The following is a 20,674-nucleotide window of genomic DNA, read 5'->3' as shown; positions in this document are numbered from 1 at the left end:
GATCAATGTCCCATTTTCAGATTGGTGCGCGCCAGCAAGATGACGGGCAAGAGGCCGGCCAGCACGATCGCAAGCGCCGCGACGGCGCCTTCCTCGTACGTGCCGCGCGCGGCTTCGGCGTAGAGCCACGTCGCCAGCGTGTCGAAATTCATGGGGCGCAGCAGCAGCGTTGCCGGCAATTCCTTCATGGCGTCCACGAACACCAGCAGCGCGCTGGCGGCCAGCGCGGGCCGCAACAGCGGCAGGTGAACGCGGCGCAGGGTGCCGGCAGAGCTTTCGCCCAACAGGCGCGAGGCCTGTTCAAGCGACGGCGGAATGCGCGCCAGCCCGGCTTCCAGCGCGCCAGTGGAAATGGCCAGAAAGCGAATCACATAAGCGCAGACCAGCGCAGCCATTGAACCCATCAGGAACAGGCCCGTGCCGCCGAATACTTTGGCCACAGCGGTGTCGATCCACACGAAGGGGGTCAACAGCCCGATGGCCAGCACGGTGCCGGGCACCGCGTAGCCCAAGCTGGCGATACGCGCGCAGGCACGCGCCGGGTTGAAGCTGGCGCTTTCGCGCAAGGTGCGCCCGGCCCAAGCCACAATCAGCCCGCAAATCAAGGTGACGATGGTGGCGCTGAACGCCACGATCAGCGTGTTGCTCAAGCCGTTGATCAACTGGTCCGACACGCCGCCCACCAGGTGCAGGCGCTTGTAGGTTTCATAGATCAGGTACGCGGCAGGGGCGACGAAACCGATCACCACGGGAATCCAGCCCAGCAAGGCGGCAATGCCTGCCGCAACACCATGCAGGCGGCGCGGCTGCATCGGGCGCATGCGCTGCGTGTTGGCATAGCGTTGGCGTTTGCGGCCATGGCGTTCCAGCATGATCAGGCCGATCACAATCGCCAGCATCGTCAGCGCAATCTGCGCCGCGCCCGCCAGATCCGATCGCGTGACCCACGTGGTGTAGACCGACACCGTCAACGTCTGCACGCCCAGAAATTCGGACGCGCCGATATCGTTCAGCGTTTCCAGCAACGCCAGGCTGACGCCCACGACAATGGCGGGCCGCGCCAAGGGCAGGGCGACGCGGAAGAAGACGGCCACCCGGCCAGCGCCCAAGGTGCGCGCGGCTTCAAGCAGGCTGGCCGCTTGCGTCATGAACATGACGCGGGTGCTCAGGTAAACGTACGGATACAGCACGAAGCCCAGCACGAAGATCGCGCCGTAGATGGACCGCAGATCAGGCAAGCGGAACTGGCGCGGGCTGTCATAGCCCAGCAGCGCGCGGATGGCGGTCTGGATCGGGCCGATGGGGTGCAGCAGGTCCAGGTAGGCAAACGCGATGATGTAGGTTGGCACTGCCAGCGGCAGCAGCAGCGCCCAGGTCAGGATGCGGCGGGTCGGGAAGTCGTAAGCGGTGACCAGCCAGGCGGCCCCCGTGCCCAGCAACGTCACCATCACGCCCACGCCGGCCAGCAGCATTGCGGTGTTGGCCAGTGCGTGGGGCAACACGTAGGTCGCCAGATGCTGCCAGTGGGCCAATTCGCCGCCCAGCGCCCACCAGGCCAGCGTCAGCACCGGGGCCAGGACGGCCAGCGCAATCAGTCCAGCGCCTGTCAGCCAGCCAGCGCCTCGTTCAGTCCAGCGCAAACGCAGCGGCCGGGGCAAAGATTCAGTGTGCATGCTTCAAGGTCGATTGCATCAATGGCAAGGCCTGTTCCCTTCAAAGGAAGGGAACAGGCCCAATACTGCCTCATGGTTGCGTCACGCCAAGGGGCGTGACGCGCGCCACGGGTCGATCAGTTGTCGAAGCCGACCTTGTCCACCAATTCGCTGGCTTGCTTGCGATGCTTGGCGATCTCGGTCAGGGGCAGCGGATCAACCTTCAATTCGCCAAAGCTGGCGATGACGGGGTCTAGCTTCACGCCCTTGCGGACGGGGTATTCGTAGTTGGCTTGGGCGTACAGCGCTTGGGCGGGTTCCGACACCAGGAAGTCCAGCAGCTTGATGGCGTTGGCCTTGTGCGGCGCGTGGGCGGCAACGGCGGCGCCGCTGACGTTCACGTGCGTGCCGCCGCTTTTCTCATTGGCGAACGTCGGGCGGATGACCTTGATGGCGTCGCCCCACTTGCGGGCGTCGGTGCCGGCTTCGGCGTTCTTCATGTGGCCGACATAGTAGGCGTTGGCCAGGCCGATGTCGCAGATGCCGCCCAGGATGTCGCGGGCCACGTCACGGTCGCCGCCTGCCGCCTTGCGGGCCAAGTTGGCTTTCACGCCACGCAACCACTTTTCAGTGGCTTCGGCGCCGTCATGCGCGATCATCGACGCGACCATGGCGGTGTTGTAGGGGTGTTGGCCCGAACGGATGCAAACCTTGCCCTTCCACTTCGGGTCGGCCAAGTCTTCGTAGCGGAAGGACTCCAGCTTCAAGTCCTTTTCCACATACAGCACGCGGTCGCGCAGCGACAGCGCAAACCACTTGCCGTCAGCGCCGCGCAGGTTGGCGGGGATGACGGATTCCAGGGTTTCGGACTTGATCGGCTGGGTCACGCCGCCATCCACCAGGTCCAGCAGGTTGCCGATGTCCACCGTCATCAGCACGTCGGCGGGCGACTTCGAACCTTCAGCCTTGACGCGTTCCAGCAGACCGTCCTTGACGAAGACGGTATTGACCTTGATGCCGCTTTCCTTCGTGAACGCATCCAGCAGCGGCTGGATCAGCTTGGGTTCCCGGGTGGTGTACAGGCTGACTTCTTCGGCTGCGTTGGCCGAAACGGTGAAGGCGGCGGCGCCTGCCAGCGCCAGGGCGCGAAGCAGCGAATTCAATTGGGGACGCTTGGTCATGTCGGAAACTCCGGCTAGGGCTGCAAGGGGCGCGCCCCTTGCCAATGCTGAAAGTGCTTGAAAAACGGTCTGCTAACGAAAACGATTATCAACTGAGACCGCGACAATAACAGGAAGCATTGCGCTGTTCAACTTTTCGTCAGCATGCCCGCAGGAGGGGGTTCAGAAGCTTGATCCCTATCAATTCGGCATAAGCGTATTACGGAATAATGAGAGCAATTCCCATCGAGACCCTGTAGAATAGGGCTTACCCTAATGCCGGCCGCGTCTTTTGTGCGGCGCGGAACGACCACGCGGCGCCCTCGGGCTCACACCCGGAAGCCGCCCTAACTGAATTCGACATGGCTGCTTTCAACACTGAGCGCGTACTTAGCGTGCACCACTGGAACGACACCCTGTTTTCCTTTACCACGACGCGTGACGCGGCCTTGCGGTTCCACAACGGCCACTTCGTCATGATCGGCCTGGAAGTTGAAGGCAAGCCCTTGTTGCGCGCCTACAGCATCGCCAGCGCCAACTATGAAGAGAACCTCGAGTTCCTCAGCATCAAGGTGCAGAACGGCCCGCTGACGTCGCGGCTGCAGCATCTGAAAGAAGGCGACACCATCCTCGTCAGCCGCAAGCCGGTTGGCACGCTGGTCGTCGACGACTTGAAGCCCGGCAAGCATCTGTTCCTGTTTGGCACGGGCACGGGCCTGGCGCCGTTCATGAGCATCATCAAAGACCCGGACATCTACGAACGTTTCGACAAGGTCATTCTGGTGCACGGCGTGCGTTGGGTCAGCGAACTGGCCTACGCCGACTTCATCGAAAAAGAACTGCCGAACAACGAATTCTTTGGCGACGTGGTGCGCGACAAGCTCGTGTACTACCCGACCGTTACGCGCGAACCGTTCCGCAACCAGGGCCGCATTACGGAACTGATGGAAAACGGCAAGCTGTGCGACGACATCGGCATCCCGCAAATCAACCCCGAAACCGACCGCGCCATGATCTGCGGCAGCCCGCATATGCTGGCTGACATCAGCGCCATGCTGGACAAGCGCGGCTTCACGGTGTCGCCGGGTGTGGGCCAGCCGGGTGACTACGTGGTTGAACGCGCGTTCGTGGACAAATAAGTCACCGTCTTGCGCTAGTAAAAAGCCCCATCGCATGCGATGGGGCTTTTTTATGCCCGTCAGCTGGAAACGATGGCGATCATTCCGGCTGGATGCCGGCCTTCTTGATGATGTCGCCCCACTTCTTCGATTCGGCCTGCTGGAACGTGGCCAGTTCGTCCGGGGTGGACGTGGCAGCGTCCGTGCCGGTCTGCGCGTAGAACTGCTGCGCAGGCTTCGTCTTGGTCGCGTTCACCAGCAGCTCGTTCAGGCGCTTCACCACGTCAGGCGGCGTGCCGGCCGGGGCGTAGGCCGCAAACCAATAGCCCATCTCGTATCCCGGCACGCCGGCTTCGGCGATGGTCGGCACGTCCGGCGCCAGCGGCGAGCGGGCTACACCGGTCACGCCCAGCGCGCGCAGCTTGCCGGACTTGACTTGCGGCAGGCCGGTGGCGGTGTCGGTGATCATCATGTCGATCTGGCCGCCCAGCAGGTCGGTGACCGCCAGCGGATTGCTCTTGTACGGCACGTGCAGCAGTTGCACGCCTGCCATCTGCTGCAGCAGTTCGCCTGCGATGCGGCTGCTGGAGCTGCCGCTGCCAAAGCTCAGCTTGCCGGGTGACTGCTTGGCCTGGGCCAGAAATTCGCCCACGGTCTTGGCCTGCGAGTTCGGGTTCACGACCATGATCTGGCCGCCTTTGCCCAGCAGCGAGATCGGCGCAAAGTCTTTCACGGGTTGATACGTCAGCGACTTGTACAGATGCTCGTTGGCGGCGTGCGTGGTGTTGGTCGTGATCAGGACGGTATAGCCGTCGGGCGCGGCGCGCGCACCGGCAGCCGCGCCGATCATGGCGCTGGCGCCCGGTTTGTTTTCGATCACCACGGCTTGGCCGGTCTGCTCGGTGACGCCCTGGCCGATGGCGCGGCCGATCTGGTCGGTGGCGCTGCCGGCCGCAAACGGCACGATGAACGTGATGGGCTTGGCCGGAAAGTTCTGCGCCATGGCGGTCAGGGGCAGGGCGGCGGCCAGCAGCAGGGCCAGACGGCCCTTGGAAGAAATGCGCATGTTGTGTGTCTCCTGTGGTGTTTTTTTATGGTCGGGCGGGGAGTATCAGGCGGCCGCGGGGCGGTCGCCGGGTATGTCTGGCAGGCGGGCGGCCAGTTCTGCGCTGACCTCCACCGTCAGGTCCAGCAATCGGAAGGACAGGCTCTTGCCGTGCGTGTCCAGATTCAGGGCATCGTTCACGCCGCCGTCCAGCACGCCTTCCAGCACGAAATTCATGGCGTGCAGCGTGGGCAGCAGGTAGCGCGTTACGCGCGTGGGGTGGCGGTACGCGAACCAATCGGCGACGCGGGCTTCGGTGACTTGTGCGGTCAGCACGTCGTAGCACTCGGGGTCCCAGGCGATCAGGCTCAGGTTCGAGATGTTGCCCTTGTCTCCCGAGCGGCTGTGGCCCAGGCGATACAGCGGTACTTTTTGCGTGTGGGGGGCGCGGGTCATGACGCGATTTCCTCCAGGAATTTCCAGCCGCTTTGCACGGCGTCGCGGGGGATGGTGCAAGACAGCATGTTCAAACGCGGCCGCAACGCGGTGCGCACGCCGCCGCCGCCTGCCGGGCCGCAGGTGTACAGCGCATTCACTTCGCGCAAAATGCGTTCGGCCTGGGCGCGATCGGCGTGTTCGCCGGCCAGGCGCAGGCGTACATCGCGCGCGTGCGAGTCAGGCAGGGCGCGGCGCATCTCACCGGCGTCGTCGCCCAGGATGCTGATTGCGCCGATCAAATCCGCGCGCAGTTTGAAGGCCGAACCCAGCCGCTTCTGGACAATGTCCGCAGCCAGGCGTGCCCGGGCTTCAGCTTGCACCCCTGCGTAGGAAATTTCCGCTTCGGCCAGCCAGCCACCCCGATAGCAGACGTTGACCTTCAATTCGGCGGGCCGCGCGTGGCCGGTGATGCCATGCACCGCCACGCGGTTGCCGCCCAGCTCGACGACGCGCGCCTGGCTCAGGTCGGCCACGACGTCGGGCGTCAGATAGCGCGCGGGGTCGTGGACTTCATATAGCAGCTGTTCCTTCACCGTGCGGGCATCCACCACGCCACCGGTGTGGGCCGCCTTGCCGATAACGAATTCGCCGTCGGCATCGATCTCAGCAATGGGGAAACCTGCCGCGTGGACGTCGGGTACATCCTTCAGGCCCGGCACGCAGAAGTAGCCGCCGGTGACTTGCAGGCCGCATTCCAGCATATGGCCGGCCATGGTCGCGCGGCCCAGGCGCGGCCAATCGGCGGCGTCCCAGCCAAAGTGCGCCATGGCCGGGCCGAGCGTCAGGGAAGGGTCCGCAACGCGTCCCGCCACCACGATTTGCGCCCCGGCCGCCAAGGCTTCGGCGATTTCGGTCGCGCCCAGATACGCCGTGGCGCTAACGACTTCTTGCCCTGCCAGCCCGGCGCCCAAACGGTCTTGCAGCAGGGCGCGCTGCTCGGGCGTGTTCAAGGCATCGCCATGCACGACGGCGATGCGAGGCACGGGCAGGCCTTGTTCGCGGGCAATCGCGGCAATGCGCCGGGCCGCCGCTGCGGGGTTGGCCGCGCCGAAATTGCTGACGATGTTGATGCCATGGCGCAGGCAATCCGCCAGCACGGGCGATACCAGTTCGTCCAGCAGCGGCTCGTAGCCCCGATTGGGGTCGTCGTTGCGCGCGAGTTGCGCCAGCGCCAGCGTGCGTTCGGCCAGGGTTTCGAATATCAGCGTGCCGCCGCCCTGGGCAGCCAGGGTGCGCACCACGTCGGCGGCGCCGTCGGTCCGGTCGCCAGAGAATCCTGACGCGCAGCCGATAAGCAGAGGGGTTTGAGGCATAGGGGAGTCCAGTCGGGCCTTGCGGGTGTCGAGGCCACTATAGGCACCTGCCGATCATCAGTAAAATAGAAAAATCGGATCAATTGATAGAAGAAAGCCATGAATCTATCTGCACGCCAACTCCGCGCCTTTGTGGCGCTGGCTGAAGAACGGCATTTCACGCGTGCCGCGCAGCGCTGCCACCTGACGCAGCCCGCCTTCAGCGCGCTGATCCGGTCCCTGGAAGACACCGCCGGGCTGCGCCTTTTCGACCGAAGTACCCGCCACGTCGAACTGACGGCCGAAGGCCGTGTGCTGGACGCGTCCGCGCGCAGACTTCTAGCGGATATGGATCTCGTCATGGAAGACCTGCGCGACCACGCCGCCCGGCGCCGTGGCCGCGTGGCGCTGGCGGCGCTACCGTCATTGGCGGCCGGCTGGCTGCCCAATCTGCTGGCGCGCTTCAGCAATGAGCACCCCGGCATCGTGCTGGATCTGCGCGACGCCTTGCTGGAACCTTGTCTGAATATGGTGCAAAGCGGGCAGGTCGACTTCGCGGTGGCGTCGCGGCGGGCGGACATGACGGACTTGGACAGCGAATTTCTGCACGCCGACCGCTACTTTCTGGTGTGCCGCGCCGATCATCCGCTTGCTGCGCAAAAATCAGTGCGCTTGCGCGATATCGTCCGCCACCCCGTCATTCAGCTTGCGCGCGGCAGCAGTGTGCGCAAACATCTGGACGAGGCTTTCGGCGCCGATGCGCCATCGCCGGTCTTCGAAGTCGAACACTTGGCCACCGTAACCGGGCTGGTGCGAGCCGGATTGGGCGTGTCTGTCGTGCCAGCCATGACGCTTTTTCATTTCGCCAGCGACGATCTGCGCGTGGTGCCATTGGCCGGCCGTGCGCTGACGCGGCCCCTCTATCTGGTGCAGCGCAAGGGCCGCAGCTTGTCGGTCGCCGCCCAAGCGCTGGTGGATTTGCTGATCGCCCATCGCGGTGATATCGGCGGCGCCGGCCATCAGGCAGAGGCATGAAACCGGGATTCATTCGTCCCTGCGTCATCCGGCCACTTTCGCAAACGTCTATTGCTAGATAAACTTCGATAGTTGTAGCTTCTATCCGTCACCTGAAGGATTCCGCCCATGAGCAAGCAAATCATCCATACCGACGCCGCACCCGCTGCCGTTGGCCCTTACTCGCAAGCGGTTGCCGTTACCGGCATCAAGACTGTTTACCTTTCGGGCCAGATCGGCCTGGAGCCCGGCACCGGCGATCTGGTCTCTGAAAACTTTGACGCGCAAGTGCGTCAGGCCTTTGCCAACATGCAGGCTGTCATCACCGAAGCTGGCGGCACGCTGGACAACGTGGTCAAGCTGACCTTGTTCCTGACTGATCTGGGCAAGTTCACCGCCGCCAACTCGATCATGGCCGAGATCATTCCGCAGCCGTTCCCGGCACGCTCCACCATCGGTGTGGCCAGCCTGCCCAAGGGCGCGCAGTTCGAAGTCGAAGCCATTCTGGTCCTGTAAGGCGCACCCGGACGGTCAAGCCCAGAGGTTCGTTTCTTCATGCCGGCCGCGGCAGTGGCTTCCAAGCGACCCGGCGCCGATACCAAAGGCGCCGGCAAACCGATGACGGATACCGAGCGCAAGCTTCGGAATCTGGGCTTGGTGCTGCCCGAGGACTTCGTGCTGCACCTGCCGCTGCGCTACGAAGACGAAACCCGCATCATCCCGATCAGTTCGCTGCGCCCGGGCTTTGCTGGCCAGGTCGAAGGCGAGATCACGAAATCCGAGGTGCAGTACCGGCCTCGGCGTCAGCTCACCGCCACCTTGGCGGATGAAACGGGCGAACTCCAATTGCGCTGGCTGAATTTCTACCCCAGCCAGCAAAAGCAGATCGCGGTGGGCAAACGGTTGCGCGCTCGCGGTGAAGTCCGCGGCGGTCTCTTTGGCCGGCAGATGGTGCACCCCCGCATGACCAATGCGGACGCGCCGCTGCCCACGGCGCTGACCCCGGTCTATCCCACAACAGAAGGGCTGCCGCAGCTGCCGCTGCGCCGCGCCATCGCGCAAGCGCTGGATCGCGCGGATTTGTCCGACACCTTGCCGGATGAAGCCCGCGCCCGCTACGACCTGCCTCCCTTTGAACCCGCTATCCGTGCGCTGCATACGCCGGCCCAAGGCGAATCCGAACAAGCGCTGCTGGACCGCGTCCACCCCGCCTGGCGCCGCATCAAATTCGACGAGCTGCTGGCGCAGCAGTTGTCGCTAGCCGCCGCGCGCGCCGCCCGTCGCATCAAGGAAGCCGAATCGCTACCGGTGCGCAACGAGGCCGGCGGCCTGGTCGCCAAGCTATACGCCAACCTGCCATTCAAGTTAACGGCCGCGCAAGAACGCGTGGTGCAGGAAATTTCCGCCGACCTGGCCAAGCCGTACCCCATGCATCGCCTGTTGCAGGGCGACGTAGGCAGCGGCAAAACGGTCGTGGCCGCCATCGCCGCCGCCCAGGCGATTGCCGGCGGCGCCCAAGTGGCGTTGATGGCGCCCACCGAAATTCTGGCCGAGCAACACTTCCGCAAGCTGGTCTCGTGGCTGCAGCCGCTGGGCATCAACGTCGCGTGGTTAAGCGGCAGCCTTACCGCCAAAGCGCGCCGTGAAGCCGCCGCCGCTGCGGCAGACGGCAGCGTGCAGCTCGTCGTCGGCACGCAAGCCATCATTCAAGACCACGTTGAATTCCATCGGCTGGGCCTGTCCATCGTTGATGAGCAACACCGTTTCGGCGTCGGCCAACGGCTGGCGCTGACGAAGAAGGGTGAGACCGTGCGCGGCCGCATCGTGCCGCATCAGCTGAACATGAGCGCCACGCCCATTCCGCGCACCTTGGCGATGACCTTCTTTGCCGACCTGGACGTTTCCGTCATCGACGAACTGCCGCCGGGCCGCACGCCCGTGCTGACCAAGCTGGTGTCTGACGCACGGCGCGAAGAAGTCATCGCCCACGTCGCGCAGGCGGCGCGTGGCGGGCAGCAAGTGTATTGGGTCTGCCCGCTGGTTGAAGAAAGCGAGGCGCTGGAACTGCAAACCGCCGTCGACACCTACGAAGGCATGCGCGTTGACTTGCCCGACCTGCGCATCGGCTTGGTCCACGGCCGGCTGCCCCAAGCGGAAAAAGCCGCCGTCATGCAAGCCTTCCGCGAAGGCGAGGTCGACCTGCTGGTTGCCACCACCGTCATCGAAGTTGGGGTGGACGTGCCCAATGCATCGCTGATGGTCATCGAGCACGCCGAACGCTTCGGCCTGGCTCAGTTGCACCAGCTGCGCGGCCGGGTAGGGCGCGGCACCGCCGAGTCTGTCTGTGTATTGCTTTACCAAACGCCGCTGTCGCAAGTCGCGCGCGAACGGCTGCGCGCCATGTTTGAAACGTCGGACGGCTTCGAGATTGCCCGGCGCGACCTGGAACAGCGCGGTCCCGGCGAATTCCTGGGCACGCGTCAATCCGGCATGGCGCTGTTGCGCTTCGCCGACCTGGAGACGGATGCCGCCATCGCCGAAGACGCCCGCGACGCCGCCGTCTGGCTGCGCGCCGAACACCCGGCCGCCGTCGAGGCGCACCTGGCGCGCTGGATGCGCGGCCGCGAAGACTTCTTACGGACCTGACGCCATGCGGCCCGTCCATCACCTGAATCATTTAAGCGCGGGCCAAAACGCCCGCGCACAACCCCCGGGGGCGTAGTCCACCATGACTCTCACCGAACTCAAGTACATCGTCGCGGTTGCACGCGAACGGCATTTCGGCCGCGCAGCCGAGGCCTGTTTCGTCAGCCAGCCCACGCTGTCTGTCGCGATACGCAAGCTGGAAGACGAACTGGGCGTGACGCTGTTTGAGCGTGGCGGCGCCGAGGTGGGCGTCACCCCCATCGGCCAGCGCATCGTCGCGCAGGCGCAGAAAGTGCTGGAAGAAAGCGCCAGCATCAAGGAGATTGCGCGGCAGGGCCACGACCCGCTGGCCGGCCCCTTGCGCGTCGGCGTCATCCACACCATTGGGCCGTACCTGTTGCCCAAGCTGGTGCCGGTGCAAATCGGCCGCACCCCGCAAATGCCGCTGCTGCTGCAAGAAAACTTCACCGTCCGCCTGGTGGAGCTGCTGCGTCAGGGGGAAATCGACTGCGCCATCATGGCGTTGCCGCTGCCCGAAGCCGGCCTGGTCATGCAGCCGCTTTACGACGAACCCTTCATCGTCGCAGTGCCCAACGACCACGAACTGGCGCAGCGCAAATCCATCGACGCCCAAGACCTGAAGCAGCAGACCATGCTGCTCTTGGGCAGCGGCCATTGCTTTCGCGATCAAGTCCTGGAAGTGTGCCCGGAACTGTCACGCTTCTCGGCCGCCAGCGATGGTATTCAACGCACCTTCGAAGGCTCTTCGCTGGAAACCATCCGCCACATGGTCGCGGCCGGCATCGGCGTCACGGTCTTGCCGGTGACGGCTGTGCCTGAGCATCCGCCCAGCAACAGCCTGCTGCGCTACCTGCCGTTTGAGGGCCACGTGCCTGAACGCCGGGTGGTGCTTGCATGGCGCCGCAGCTTCCCCCGCCTGGCCGCCATCGAAGCACTGGCGCAAGCCGTTTATGAATGTGAATTGCCCGGCGTCAAAATGCTGGCGGATGAAGTTGCGGCGGTTCAGGATTGATCGCTTTGGTCCTGCCAGCCGCCCCGACTGATGAAGTTTGAGCCGCATCAAAGCGTTGCGCCGCAGGCCTGTATTCATGCGGGTGTCGCGTCAATTCGTCGTATTTGCAGTGGTATCCTTCTTTCGTACTTTTCCTAATAGGAGCTAGCAATGGCCAAGTCCACCAAGAAGACCCCGAGCGTTCCGCGCATCAACATCGGCATTTCGGACAAGGACCGCGCCGCCGTCGCCGGCGAATTGTCCAAGCTGCTTGCCGACTCGTACACGCTGTACCTGATGACGCACAACTTCCACTGGAACGTCACGGGGCCCATGTTCAACACGCTGCACCTGATGTTCATGACGCAGTACACGGAAGAGTGGAACGCGCTGGACAGCATCGCCGAACGCATTCGCGCGCTGGGTCACTACGCGCCGGGCACGTATCGCGAGTACTCGAAGCTGTCGTCGATCGCCGAGCCGGAATCGGTGCCGGAAGCGCTGGAAATGGTGCGCTTGTTGGTCAGTGCCAATGAGTCGGTCGCCAAGACCGCGCGTGCGGCTTTTGAGAAGGCCGATGCTGCGAATGACCAGCCGACGGCGGATCTGTTGACGCAGCGTTTGGATGTGCATGAGAAGAATGCGTGGATGTTGCGTAGCTTATTGCAATAAATCGATCGATTGATCGCTTACAATGGCCGGCCATCTTCCCATCCGGGGAGATGGCCGTAACTTTGTGAACACCCCGATGATGGCCGCCGAAAGGCGGCCATGTCCATGTTGCCGTGCCACAGATAACGCCTACATTCGCTATACGTCTTGCCTTTACCCAGATAGCCGCGCCTTCGCCGCGCGGGCTTCGCGTGCCCTGCCGCTTCATCGCACCCCCCATTGGCCCCCGCGCCAACTCAGTCCCCCAAGCATGAACACCACCGATAGCCAAGAGCCCGGTTTTCCGCGCTGCGTTCTCATCACTGGCGCAACCGGAGGCATCGGCGGGGCGCTTGCGCTGGAATACGCCAGCGCCGGCGCCAAAACCCTGATCTTGCAAGGCCGCAACGCCGCTCGTCTGCAAGAACTGGCCGACCGTTGCGGCGCGCTGGGCGCGCGCGTCATCACGTATGAACTTGACGTGCGCGATCACGACGCCCTCTTGGCGTGGTTGGCCAAGGTCTGCGAAACCGAAATGCCCACCTTGGTGGTCGCCAACGCAGGCGTCAACATCAACACGGGGCCGGACGGGCAGGGCGAGGACTGGCAAGACGTCCATCGCCTTTTGGACGTAAACGTCAAAGCCGTCTTCGCCACCGTCCACGGCGTGCTGCCCACCATGCGTCGCCTGGGGCATGGACAGATTGCATTGATCAGTTCGTTGGCGGCCTGGAGAGGCTTGCCGGAAACCCCTAGCTACAGCGCCAGCAAGGCCGCGGTGAAGGTATACGGCGAAGCCATGCGCGACGCGCTTGCCGGTGAAGGCATCAAGTTCAACGTCGTCATGCCGGGGTACGTGGAATCACAAATGTGCTTCGACATGCCTGGTCCCAAGCCGTTTTTGTGGAAAGCGGATAAAGCGGCCAGGGTGATTCGCCGTGGATTGCAGCGGAATAGGGCGAGGATCAGTTTTCCGTTTCCGCTGAATCTGGGGTGCTTCCTGCTGTCGGTGATCCATCCGGCCGTGTCGGGGTGGATCCTGAAGAGGATGGGCTACGGTGATTGAAGGCTATTGGATACCCCTGTTGCCGCCTTACCTGGCAGGGCTGGTGCTTTCACTGGCATTGGAGGGGCTGCTTTTACCTAGGCCGCTAGTGCCTTGGCGTCGACCATTGGCTTCTGTTGGCGTGCATGTCGGTGTGTGGACAATGCTATTCGCTTTCGAATTGGCACTATTTCGGCGCCCATACTTCGGCGTGGCGAATGTGCTTGTGATTGAGCTCCTTATCATTTTGGTCAGCAACGCCAAATATCGCACATTGAGAGAGCCATTTATTTATCCAGATTTCGAATACTTCGTTGATGCAATTCGACATCCCCGGTTGTACTTACCATTCTTCGGTGCGCTGAACACATTGGTTGCTGGAGGCGGATACGGCATTGCCTTATGGGCAGGGCTTGCCTTGGAAGGATCCATGACTGCGGGTGCGGGCATATGGCTAGCGTTGTATGGGCCTGCACAGCAGGCCCATTTATTCGATCCCGTCGCGCCGTTGATGCCGTTCTATTTACATACGGCGGCATTAGCTGCGTCCGGGCTACTTCTGGCATCTTGTGCTGGGCGCCATTGCAGGCCGATTTACGAAGCCTCGGACGATTTGCGTTCCTTTGGACTCGTGGCTGCTCTGTGGACTTATGCACACGCGGAGCGCCAATCGCCCCATGAGCTGCACCAGCTAGCGCCGTTCGCGAGGCTAGAAGCTCCGCAGGGACTTCCCGCGTCGGCGCCGCCGGATTTGGTTGTTGTTCAAAGCGAGTCCTTCTTTGACGCTCGACGCTACTATTCGGCATTGAAGCCGGAGGTGCTGAAAAATTTTGACTTGATCAAAAGCGAGTCAGTTCGACACGGAAGCCTGACTGTCGCGGCTTGGGGCGCAAATACAGTACGCACGGAATTCAGTTTTCTTTCAGGAATTTCCGGCAAGGTATTGGGTGTACATCAATATAATCCCTATCGTTTTCTTGCTCGGAATGGGTTTCCAACGCTTGCCTCTTATCTCAAAAGATTAGGGTATCGGACTGTTTGTGTACATCCGTACCATCGCAGCTTTTATCGGCGCGATGTGGTCTTGCCACGGATGGGTTTCGACGAATTCATTGGTATTGAAGCCTTTGATGATGTCACCAGGGATGGTCCGTATGTCGGCGACCGAGCTTTGGCGGAAAAAGTGGCTCAAATGTTGCCCCGCGAGAACGATGCTCCTGTTTATATCCATGTAATCACGATGGAAAATCATGGGCCCCTTCATTGGGAAACGGTTTCGGACCGCGACAGGAGAGAATTATTAAAGTGCCAGCTTCCGGGCGATTGCGACGATCTCGTGACCTACGCACGGCATTTACGAAATGCCGATGCGATGTTCGGCATGCTTAGAGATGCGTTGAAGAGCCGCGAACGCCCGTCGTCGTTATGTATATATGGTGACCATGTGCCGATCATGACCGGCGTTTATCGGCAGCTCGGTGCGCCAGTAGGAGACTCCGATTATCTGCTGTGGCGCTCCGATGCGGCAATTAATATTTCGGATATCAATATCAGAGCGAAATCGTGCGACATTGCAGATCTTGCGATTGCGTTTTTAACGGCCGCGCAGCTGTATAACCCGATTGCACCTCGGCGTTAGTCGGTTGCTGTGTTACATCAAGTTTCAATAGCCTCGCACAGAATGGCGTGTGTAAATAATTTGTCTTAAATTTGATATTGAACGTAACAGATCCCTGCGCCAATGCTAGTACAATGCTGCGGCTCCTTCTATGTAAAAACGTAAAGAAAAAGCTGACAGTCGAACGAATGCCGTAACAGTTCAGCATTCGATATAGATCACAAAATGTAAAATGATAAATTTCGATAAATTCAAGTCCAAGCATCTTATGGTGTGGCTTGTCGCCATTCCGATGTTGGCTGCGGTTGTTTATTACAGTTTCTTTGCGTTAGATCGCTATGTTAGCGGGGCACAGGTCGCTGTTCGCCAAGTGGGTAATAACGAGGCGCCGCAGATTCCGGGGTTGGCCGTAATGCTTACCGGTTTGAATCCGACTTCGCGAGAAGAAACCTTGTATCTTCGCGAATTTGTTGTTTCGCAAGATATGTTGAATGTGCTCGAGCGCGAATTAAACTGGTCCCTGCATTATGCGGGACGGTGGCGGGACCCGCTTTATTGGTTGCCCGCGGATTCGCCGCAAGAGGATTTGCTGAAGTTTTATAGGCGCGTTGTGACGACAGTGTTCGACGAACAGACAGGGCTGTTGGGCGTAAATGTGCAGGCGTTTGACTCTGCGTTTGCCGAGCAAACTCTTAAAGTCATGCTTGGCGAAAGCGAACGCTTCGTGAATGAACTCTCCCACCGGATGGCACGTGATCAGATGGCGTTTGCGCAAAGCGAGCTCGCTAGCGCACGTAAGACGTATGAAGAGAGGCGCGACGCAATGTTGACTTTCCAAAACGAAAGCAACCTGCTTGACGCTGAAGCGACAGCAAAAGCCAGGGCTGGCGTTATCGTGGAGTTGGAGGCTAGCCTTACTAAGGAGCGCACCGCGTTGAATGGTCTGCTGGCCACCCTCGACAGTAATACCCCTCAGGTCCGCCAGCAAAGGAACCGAATACGCGCCCTGGAAACGCAGTTGAAGTCGGAGTCAAATCGTCTGTTGTCTGAAAAGGGCGGCGACAAGCTTAATGTCGTGGCGGCGCAGTACCGGAATTTGACGATTGATGCGGTTATCGCTGAAGAGGCTTATAAGTATGCGGTCAGCTCAGTGGAGTCCACAAGAATTGAAGCCAGCAAGAAGTTGCGCAGCCTGGTTACGGTCGTTTCCCCTAATGCCCCTGACAAGGCCATTTATCCCGAGCGTATCTATAACCTGATCACTCTCTTCATTGGACTGCTTTTGTTCTATGGCATTGCCCGCTTCGTCATCGCTACGATCGAAGACCATCGTGATTGAAACTGCGCTTCTAAATCCATGAAATCGATAATTCCCCAATCTGCATGTCGGCTTGCAGTTTTATGTGTGCCGCTGTTACTGACGGGTTGCGGCAGCCTATTGTCGGCGGCCGGCCCTTCGCGCAATGCGGTCGTCAGCAATGACGAGTCGCAGGATTACAAGCTGATTGAACTGAGTGCTCAAACTATTGCGCCGTATATGCGGCCTCGCGAGCAGGCCCCCGGTGTTTCAGTTGCAATGCCAAGCGTTCCGGAAGTGAAACTGGTGCCCGGAGACGTCATTCGGGTGATGATTGCAGATAGTGCCATCGAAGGTGCGGTTTTTGCGCCCCTTGCCTTGGGCGGCACGGTATTTGATAGTGTCCGCGTGGATAGCAAGGGCACGATATCGCTGCCTTACGTGGGTCGCCAGGTCGTCGCTGATATGACGTTGAGCGAGCTTGAAGCCCTAATCAGAAAAAGGCTGAAAGGAATCACGACTGATGTGCAAGTACAGGTCGGCTTAACCGGCGATTTATCTGGATCCGTGCTAGTGGCGGGTGCGGTGAAAAGTCCTGGTAGGTTCTCTGCGTTGCAAGGCCCCTTGACTTTACTGGACGCGATCAATCGCGCGGGTGGGCCATTATTGGAACCTCATTTAATTCGGGTTGTAGTTCGGACCGGAAAGCAGTCTTACCAGTTCAATTATCAGGACCTGCTTTCGGGGAAGAATCAAATCGTTCCGCCCGGGGCGGAGGTGATTCTCGAGCGGGCGCGGCAACGATTCGTCGCTATGGGGGCGGTCGGGCTGCCGGGATTGCATGACTTGCCGTCAAATAATGCGAGCCTTCTTGAGGTTCTCGGCACCGTCAAGGGGTTGAATGAAGGTAAGGCCGACGCAGCGGGCGTCTTCATCTTCCGGTTGGTGGATCAGACTGATGCGACTACGGGCGAGGTCAAGTCAATGGCGGAGGTGTTCCGTCTGAATATGAAAGAACCGGCAGCTATGTTTTTGGCCCGCCAGTTCCTGGTGCAGCCCGAAGATGCGATCTACGTGACGAATGCAGTCGTGTATGAATTGCAGAAGATTATTTCACCAATCGTTCAGGTGCTGGTGCTGGGGCGGACGATTGAGACCTTTGATCAATAGTGTCGCCTCCGTCTCGCCCATTTTCTGCTGAATGCAATGAAGAAAAGAAATTCGTTAACCATAATTAAGGCGGTGCTGTTCGCCCTCGTCGTCCGAGAGGTCCGGGGGCGATTCGGTGCGGACCGCCTGGGCGCATTTTGGTTCATATTTGAACCGTTGGCGCACATCGTTGCGTTAACTGCGATTTTTTCATTGATGCGCGGTCAGTTCCAATATGGTCCGCCTTTTCCCATGTTCTTGATCACCGGGCTTATTCCTTACCTGCTTTTCAGAAACATTATCATGAAAGGCATGGAATCGATTTCGGCTAATAAAGCTCTGTTCGCTTATCGGCAGATAAAGCCTATAGATACGATTCTGGCGCGCACGATTGTGGAGTGCGCCTTGATGGCCTGCGTCTACGTGGCGATAATTTTTGCACTGGGATTCTGGGGCGGGTATGACGTTGCCATCCATGATCCCTTGAAGTGGATTATGGTGATGTCCTTAGGCATTGCTTTTTCGATTGGCTTGGCATTGGTATTCTGCGTCATTGGCGAAGCGATGCCTGAATTGAAGGGGTTCATCAGGCTTTTGTTCATGCCGCTTTATTTTGTGTCCGGGGTCGTTCTTCCCATTTGGTTTGTACCTCCCCATTTCAGAGAATGGATGTGGTGGAATCCTTTTCTTCATCTCATCGACGGGATTCGAGAAGCCACGTTTCTTCAATATCCGAAAGTCAACGGCATAAGCATCGGGTATGCCGCTGCGGTCTCATTGGTGACCCTATTCGTTGGCGTGGTGCTTTACCGAGTTCGCCGCGAGCAGTTGGTGGCAATATGATCGAACTTCGTTCTATTACTAAGTCATATCGCACGAACCATGGGCGGAAATACATCTTTCGCGATCTGTCCTTCGAAATCCCTTCAAATCGAAATGTCGCGATTATTGGTCGAAATGGTGCCGGAAAATCTACCTTGATGCGGTTGCTGGGCGGTCAAGACACTCCGGATTCGGGGAAGATTATCTCTGGAAAGACGATTTCGTGGCCCGTTGGTTTGAGTGGCGGATTCCAGGGCTCAATGACGGGAAGACAGAACGTCAAATTCGTCGCCCGGGTCTATGGCGCGGAGGGCGAACGAATGAAAGAGGTTGTTAATTACGTAGAGGAATTTGCGGAAATTGGCGAGTATTTCGATCAGCCGGTGAACACTTACTCTTCGGGCATGCGTGGTCGAGTCGCATTCGGCCTTAGTTTCGCCTTTGACTTCGATTACTATCTCGTTGATGAAGCCATGTCGGTTGGTGATACGCACTTCAAGAAAAAGGCAACTGAAGCATTTGAGCAACGCGTCGGCAAGGCGAACATCCTGCTAGTCACGCACGGGATGAGCCAAGTCCGATCTTTTTGCGACATGGTGTTGCTATTGAATAATGGCAAGATCCAACGGTTCGATGATGTGGAAGAGGGGATTGCTGCTTATACGTCGCTGTAGGGGGCAGAGTCACTTCATGGCAGGAAGATATTCGGGTGAAGCAGGAAACCGGGTTTGCAGAATGCGGAACAGTTCACGGCGTTTCCTGCTTAATTGGCGGGCAATGCATAAAAGTTATTCGTCCGGGACTTGCAATAATAATCTAGAGGCGGCCAATACGGATTTTCAAGCATCATGAATAAAATTATTATCGTTGGCCATCCATCTACTCCCCTCCTAGATATAGAAAATCTGCTGCGAGAGTGCGGCATGGCTGGTGCGTTGCCATCTAGGAAAGAGGGTTTTACTCCCGCTGAGTTGGGTGCGACCCTGTTGAAGGCACATGGCGTTCCGAGTGATGCTTTGACGCTAGGGCCCGGCACGTTGAATCAATTGGAGCCCGGCCCGATTTGGCAGAGTCTAGTTTTAGACTTGATGCTAGGCAACATCGATCAACATTTTTGGGGTTGGTCGGATTCGAATGCCATACATTTGCTTGACTACTGGAAACGCCTGGATCCAGCTCTCAAGTTTGTCTTTATATATTCGAAGCCTGCGGCGGCTTTGACTCCGGCCGAAAATGACGCGCATATTGGTGATCCTAAGGTACTGGATCAACGCCTACGGGGGTGGCGCGCCTTCAACTCGGAGATGCTGCATTTCTTCAACCGTAATCCCGAGCGCAGCGTGCTCGTACATGTGGAAGAAGCAACGTCGTCCGTTAAGACGTACCTTCAACACCTGCGCACGCGCTTGGATGCTCCTTTGGCCGAACCGCCCGCGTATCTCCTGGAGAATCAGGCCAGTGACTTCTCGCGAAATGCGGCCCGTTGGGACAGGTCCGATTCTGCTATAGGGGGGCTCGCGCGATACGGCGATTTGAATCACGAGCAGAACCCTTGCGAATCGTTAACGTCAAAGGGCGCATTGAAGCATTTCTTGGCTGAACAGTTAGTGGCGCAGTTCCCAGAGGCCGGTCAGCTTTATGAGGACCTGCAATCCGTTGCCACGTTGCCGGAGCGGCGTTCGGAGCAAACTTCGCTTCCGATTCTGTCCGCTTGGTTGGACTTTCGGTCACTGGAGCAATCGTTAGCGCACAAGGAACAGGCCCTCTCCGAGTCCATGGCCAATAATGCGGCTGAAAAAGCAGCATCTATACAAAAGCTGGAGTTGCTTGAGGGCGTGAATCGTGGCCTCAATGAACAAATCAATTCCCTAAGCTTAGTCAATGCCGCGATAAAGGACGAGCTTCATGTGGCCCATGGCCAAGCAGAGGCTGCGAATCGTGACGCTTTGGCAGAGCGAAACGAACTGCTGAGTCAACTGCTGACCGTGCAAGAAGATCTAGAGCGGCGATCTGCCGCGGCAGCCACGGAGAAATTGGCGTCCGAGCGCATAAATATTCAATTGGTGAATGCTCAAGTGGAGGCCGCCGCCAATGCGCGGGCGTTCGACGAACGCTTGAAGGCGGTAGACAAAGACAAAGCCGAACTCAGGTCGGAATATGAGCAGTTGTTCGCGCAGCTTAGGATAGTGCACGAAGAGCTTGAGCTGCTATATCGCGATAATCGGGAATTCAGGAAGAGAGAGATTCTTAGAAATCCGCCTTTGTACGGCGCTGCTGACCGGATTAAACAGCAACTGACCTATAGGTTGGGTGCGACGATTTTACATTCTTCCAAATCACTGACCGGATGGATTTTTATGCCGGCGGCCTTGATTCAAACGACCCGAGATTTTAAAAGAGCGCGCAAAGCTTCCGCTAGTATTAAGTTGCCCGCAATCTCTCAGTATCGTGATGCGCACGAGGCGGAAAAGACCAAACAGCACTTGTCGTATCGCTTAGGTAAGGCCTTTCTAGAGAACATTGGATCTCCAATTGGCTGGTTTCGTCTGCCGGCGGCTATGCGGCGAAGTGTTCGGGAATTCGAGGCCTCGCGTGCCACAAAAAAATAAACACATGCTCGAAATTTAAGCGCCTTTGTTTTGGGCTGGGACATCG

18 protein-coding genes are annotated in these 20,674 nt (G+C 59.5%); 13 read left to right on the top strand and 5 right to left on the bottom strand.

Features of this window, described 5'->3' with window-relative positions; translation table 11 throughout:
• Positions 1 to 2: 2 nt before the first annotated feature.
• Positions 3 to 1,673: an ABC transporter permease gene (locus HV765_RS05000; protein ID WP_054421912.1), complete on the bottom strand. Its 1,671-nt coding sequence runs from the start codon at positions 1,671 to 1,673 to the stop codon at positions 3 to 5.
• A gap of 116 nt (positions 1,674 to 1,789) precedes the next feature.
• On the bottom strand, positions 1,790 to 2,833 hold the full coding sequence (locus HV765_RS04995) for a Fe(3+) ABC transporter substrate-binding protein (RefSeq protein WP_054421913.1): 1,044 nt from the start codon (positions 2,831 to 2,833) through the stop codon (positions 1,790 to 1,792).
• A gap of 341 nt (positions 2,834 to 3,174) precedes the next feature.
• Between HV765_RS04995 and HV765_RS04990 the strand changes: the two genes are divergently transcribed.
• On the top strand, positions 3,175 to 3,951 hold the full coding sequence (locus HV765_RS04990; RefSeq protein WP_050446870.1) for a ferredoxin--NADP reductase: 777 nt from the start codon (positions 3,175 to 3,177) through the stop codon (positions 3,949 to 3,951).
• A gap of 79 nt (positions 3,952 to 4,030) precedes the next feature.
• On the opposite strand, the gene HV765_RS04985 is transcribed toward HV765_RS04990, so the two are convergent.
• The 3 genes from HV765_RS04985 to HV765_RS04975 are packed head-to-tail and all read right to left on the bottom strand — an operon-like array spanning position 4,031 to position 6,786.
• Positions 4,031 to 4,996 (bottom strand): Bug family tripartite tricarboxylate transporter substrate binding protein, encoded by a 966-nt coding sequence (locus tag HV765_RS04985; RefSeq protein ID WP_175169007.1) that lies wholly within the window; start codon positions 4,994 to 4,996, stop codon positions 4,031 to 4,033.
• Between the two features lie 45 nt (positions 4,997 to 5,041).
• Positions 5,042 to 5,431: an AtuA-related protein gene (locus HV765_RS04980; RefSeq protein ID WP_054421917.1), complete on the bottom strand. Its 390-nt coding sequence runs from the start codon at positions 5,429 to 5,431 to the stop codon at positions 5,042 to 5,044.
• On the bottom strand, positions 5,428 to 6,786 hold the full coding sequence (locus tag HV765_RS04975) for an acyclic terpene utilization AtuA family protein (protein WP_175169006.1): 1,359 nt from the start codon (positions 6,784 to 6,786) through the stop codon (positions 5,428 to 5,430). The genes HV765_RS04980 and HV765_RS04975 overlap by 4 nt, the downstream gene beginning before the upstream one ends.
• A gap of 99 nt (positions 6,787 to 6,885) precedes the next feature.
• Here HV765_RS04975 and HV765_RS04970 point away from each other — a divergent pair, with 99 nt between their 5' ends.
• The 12 genes from HV765_RS04970 (at position 6,886) to HV765_RS04915 (ending at position 20,628) form a co-directional block, all read left to right on the top strand.
• Positions 6,886 to 7,800, top strand: coding sequence for a LysR family transcriptional regulator (locus tag HV765_RS04970; RefSeq protein WP_054421925.1), 915 nt, complete (start codon positions 6,886 to 6,888; stop codon positions 7,798 to 7,800).
• Positions 7,801 to 7,908: 108 nt separating this feature from the next.
• Positions 7,909 to 8,295: a Rid family detoxifying hydrolase gene (locus tag HV765_RS04965; protein WP_175169005.1), complete on the top strand. Its 387-nt coding sequence runs from the start codon at positions 7,909 to 7,911 to the stop codon at positions 8,293 to 8,295.
• A gap of 39 nt (positions 8,296 to 8,334) precedes the next feature.
• The gene (recG, locus tag HV765_RS04960) at positions 8,335 to 10,425 is read left to right on the top strand and encodes an ATP-dependent DNA helicase RecG (protein WP_175169004.1); all 2,091 of its coding nucleotides are present in this window, start codon (positions 8,335 to 8,337) and stop codon (positions 10,423 to 10,425) included.
• An 82-nt stretch (positions 10,426 to 10,507) separates the two neighbouring features.
• On the top strand, positions 10,508 to 11,458 hold the full coding sequence (locus HV765_RS04955; RefSeq protein WP_054421931.1) for a LysR substrate-binding domain-containing protein: 951 nt from the start codon (positions 10,508 to 10,510) through the stop codon (positions 11,456 to 11,458).
• Positions 11,459 to 11,608: 150 nt separating this feature from the next.
• Positions 11,609 to 12,109, top strand: coding sequence for a Dps family protein (locus tag HV765_RS04950; RefSeq protein WP_006222203.1), 501 nt, complete (start codon positions 11,609 to 11,611; stop codon positions 12,107 to 12,109).
• Positions 12,110 to 12,359: 250 nt separating this feature from the next.
• Positions 12,360 to 13,154: an SDR family NAD(P)-dependent oxidoreductase gene (locus HV765_RS04945; RefSeq protein ID WP_175169516.1), complete on the top strand. Its 795-nt coding sequence runs from the start codon at positions 12,360 to 12,362 to the stop codon at positions 13,152 to 13,154.
• Positions 13,147 to 14,772 carry an LTA synthase family protein gene (locus HV765_RS04940; RefSeq protein ID WP_175169003.1) on the top strand — a complete coding sequence of 542 codons (1,626 nt, stop codon included), beginning with the start codon at positions 13,147 to 13,149 and terminating at the stop codon, positions 14,770 to 14,772. Before HV765_RS04945 ends, HV765_RS04940 begins: the two co-directional genes overlap by 8 nt.
• A gap of 211 nt (positions 14,773 to 14,983) precedes the next feature.
• Positions 14,984 to 16,090, top strand: a complete 1,107-nt coding sequence (locus tag HV765_RS04935) for a KpsE/RkpR family capsule polysaccharide export protein (protein WP_175169002.1) — start codon at positions 14,984 to 14,986, stop codon at positions 16,088 to 16,090.
• Positions 16,091 to 16,156: 66 nt separating this feature from the next.
• Entirely contained in the window at positions 16,157 to 17,218 is a 1,062-nt protein-coding gene (locus tag HV765_RS04930; protein ID WP_254600450.1) for a polysaccharide biosynthesis/export family protein, read from the top strand.
• Between the two features lie 36 nt (positions 17,219 to 17,254).
• Positions 17,255 to 18,040 carry an ABC transporter permease gene (locus tag HV765_RS04925; protein ID WP_175169000.1) on the top strand — a complete coding sequence of 262 codons (786 nt, stop codon included), beginning with the start codon at positions 17,255 to 17,257 and terminating at the stop codon, positions 18,038 to 18,040.
• A complete protein-coding gene (locus HV765_RS04920) occupies positions 18,037 to 18,693 on the top strand; it encodes an ABC transporter ATP-binding protein (protein WP_175168999.1) in 657 nt (218 codons plus the stop codon). The genes HV765_RS04925 and HV765_RS04920 overlap by 4 nt, the downstream gene beginning before the upstream one ends.
• A gap of 174 nt (positions 18,694 to 18,867) precedes the next feature.
• Positions 18,868 to 20,628, top strand: coding sequence for a hypothetical protein (locus HV765_RS04915; protein WP_175168998.1), 1,761 nt, complete (start codon positions 18,868 to 18,870; stop codon positions 20,626 to 20,628).
• Positions 20,629 to 20,674 lie beyond the last annotated feature (46 nt).

The sequence above is a fragment of the Achromobacter kerstersii genome (genome assembly GCF_902859595.1).
Taxonomy (GTDB): domain Bacteria; phylum Pseudomonadota; class Gammaproteobacteria; order Burkholderiales; family Burkholderiaceae_B; genus Achromobacter; species Achromobacter kerstersii.
This window is presented reverse-complemented; position numbering and strand designations above follow the sequence as displayed.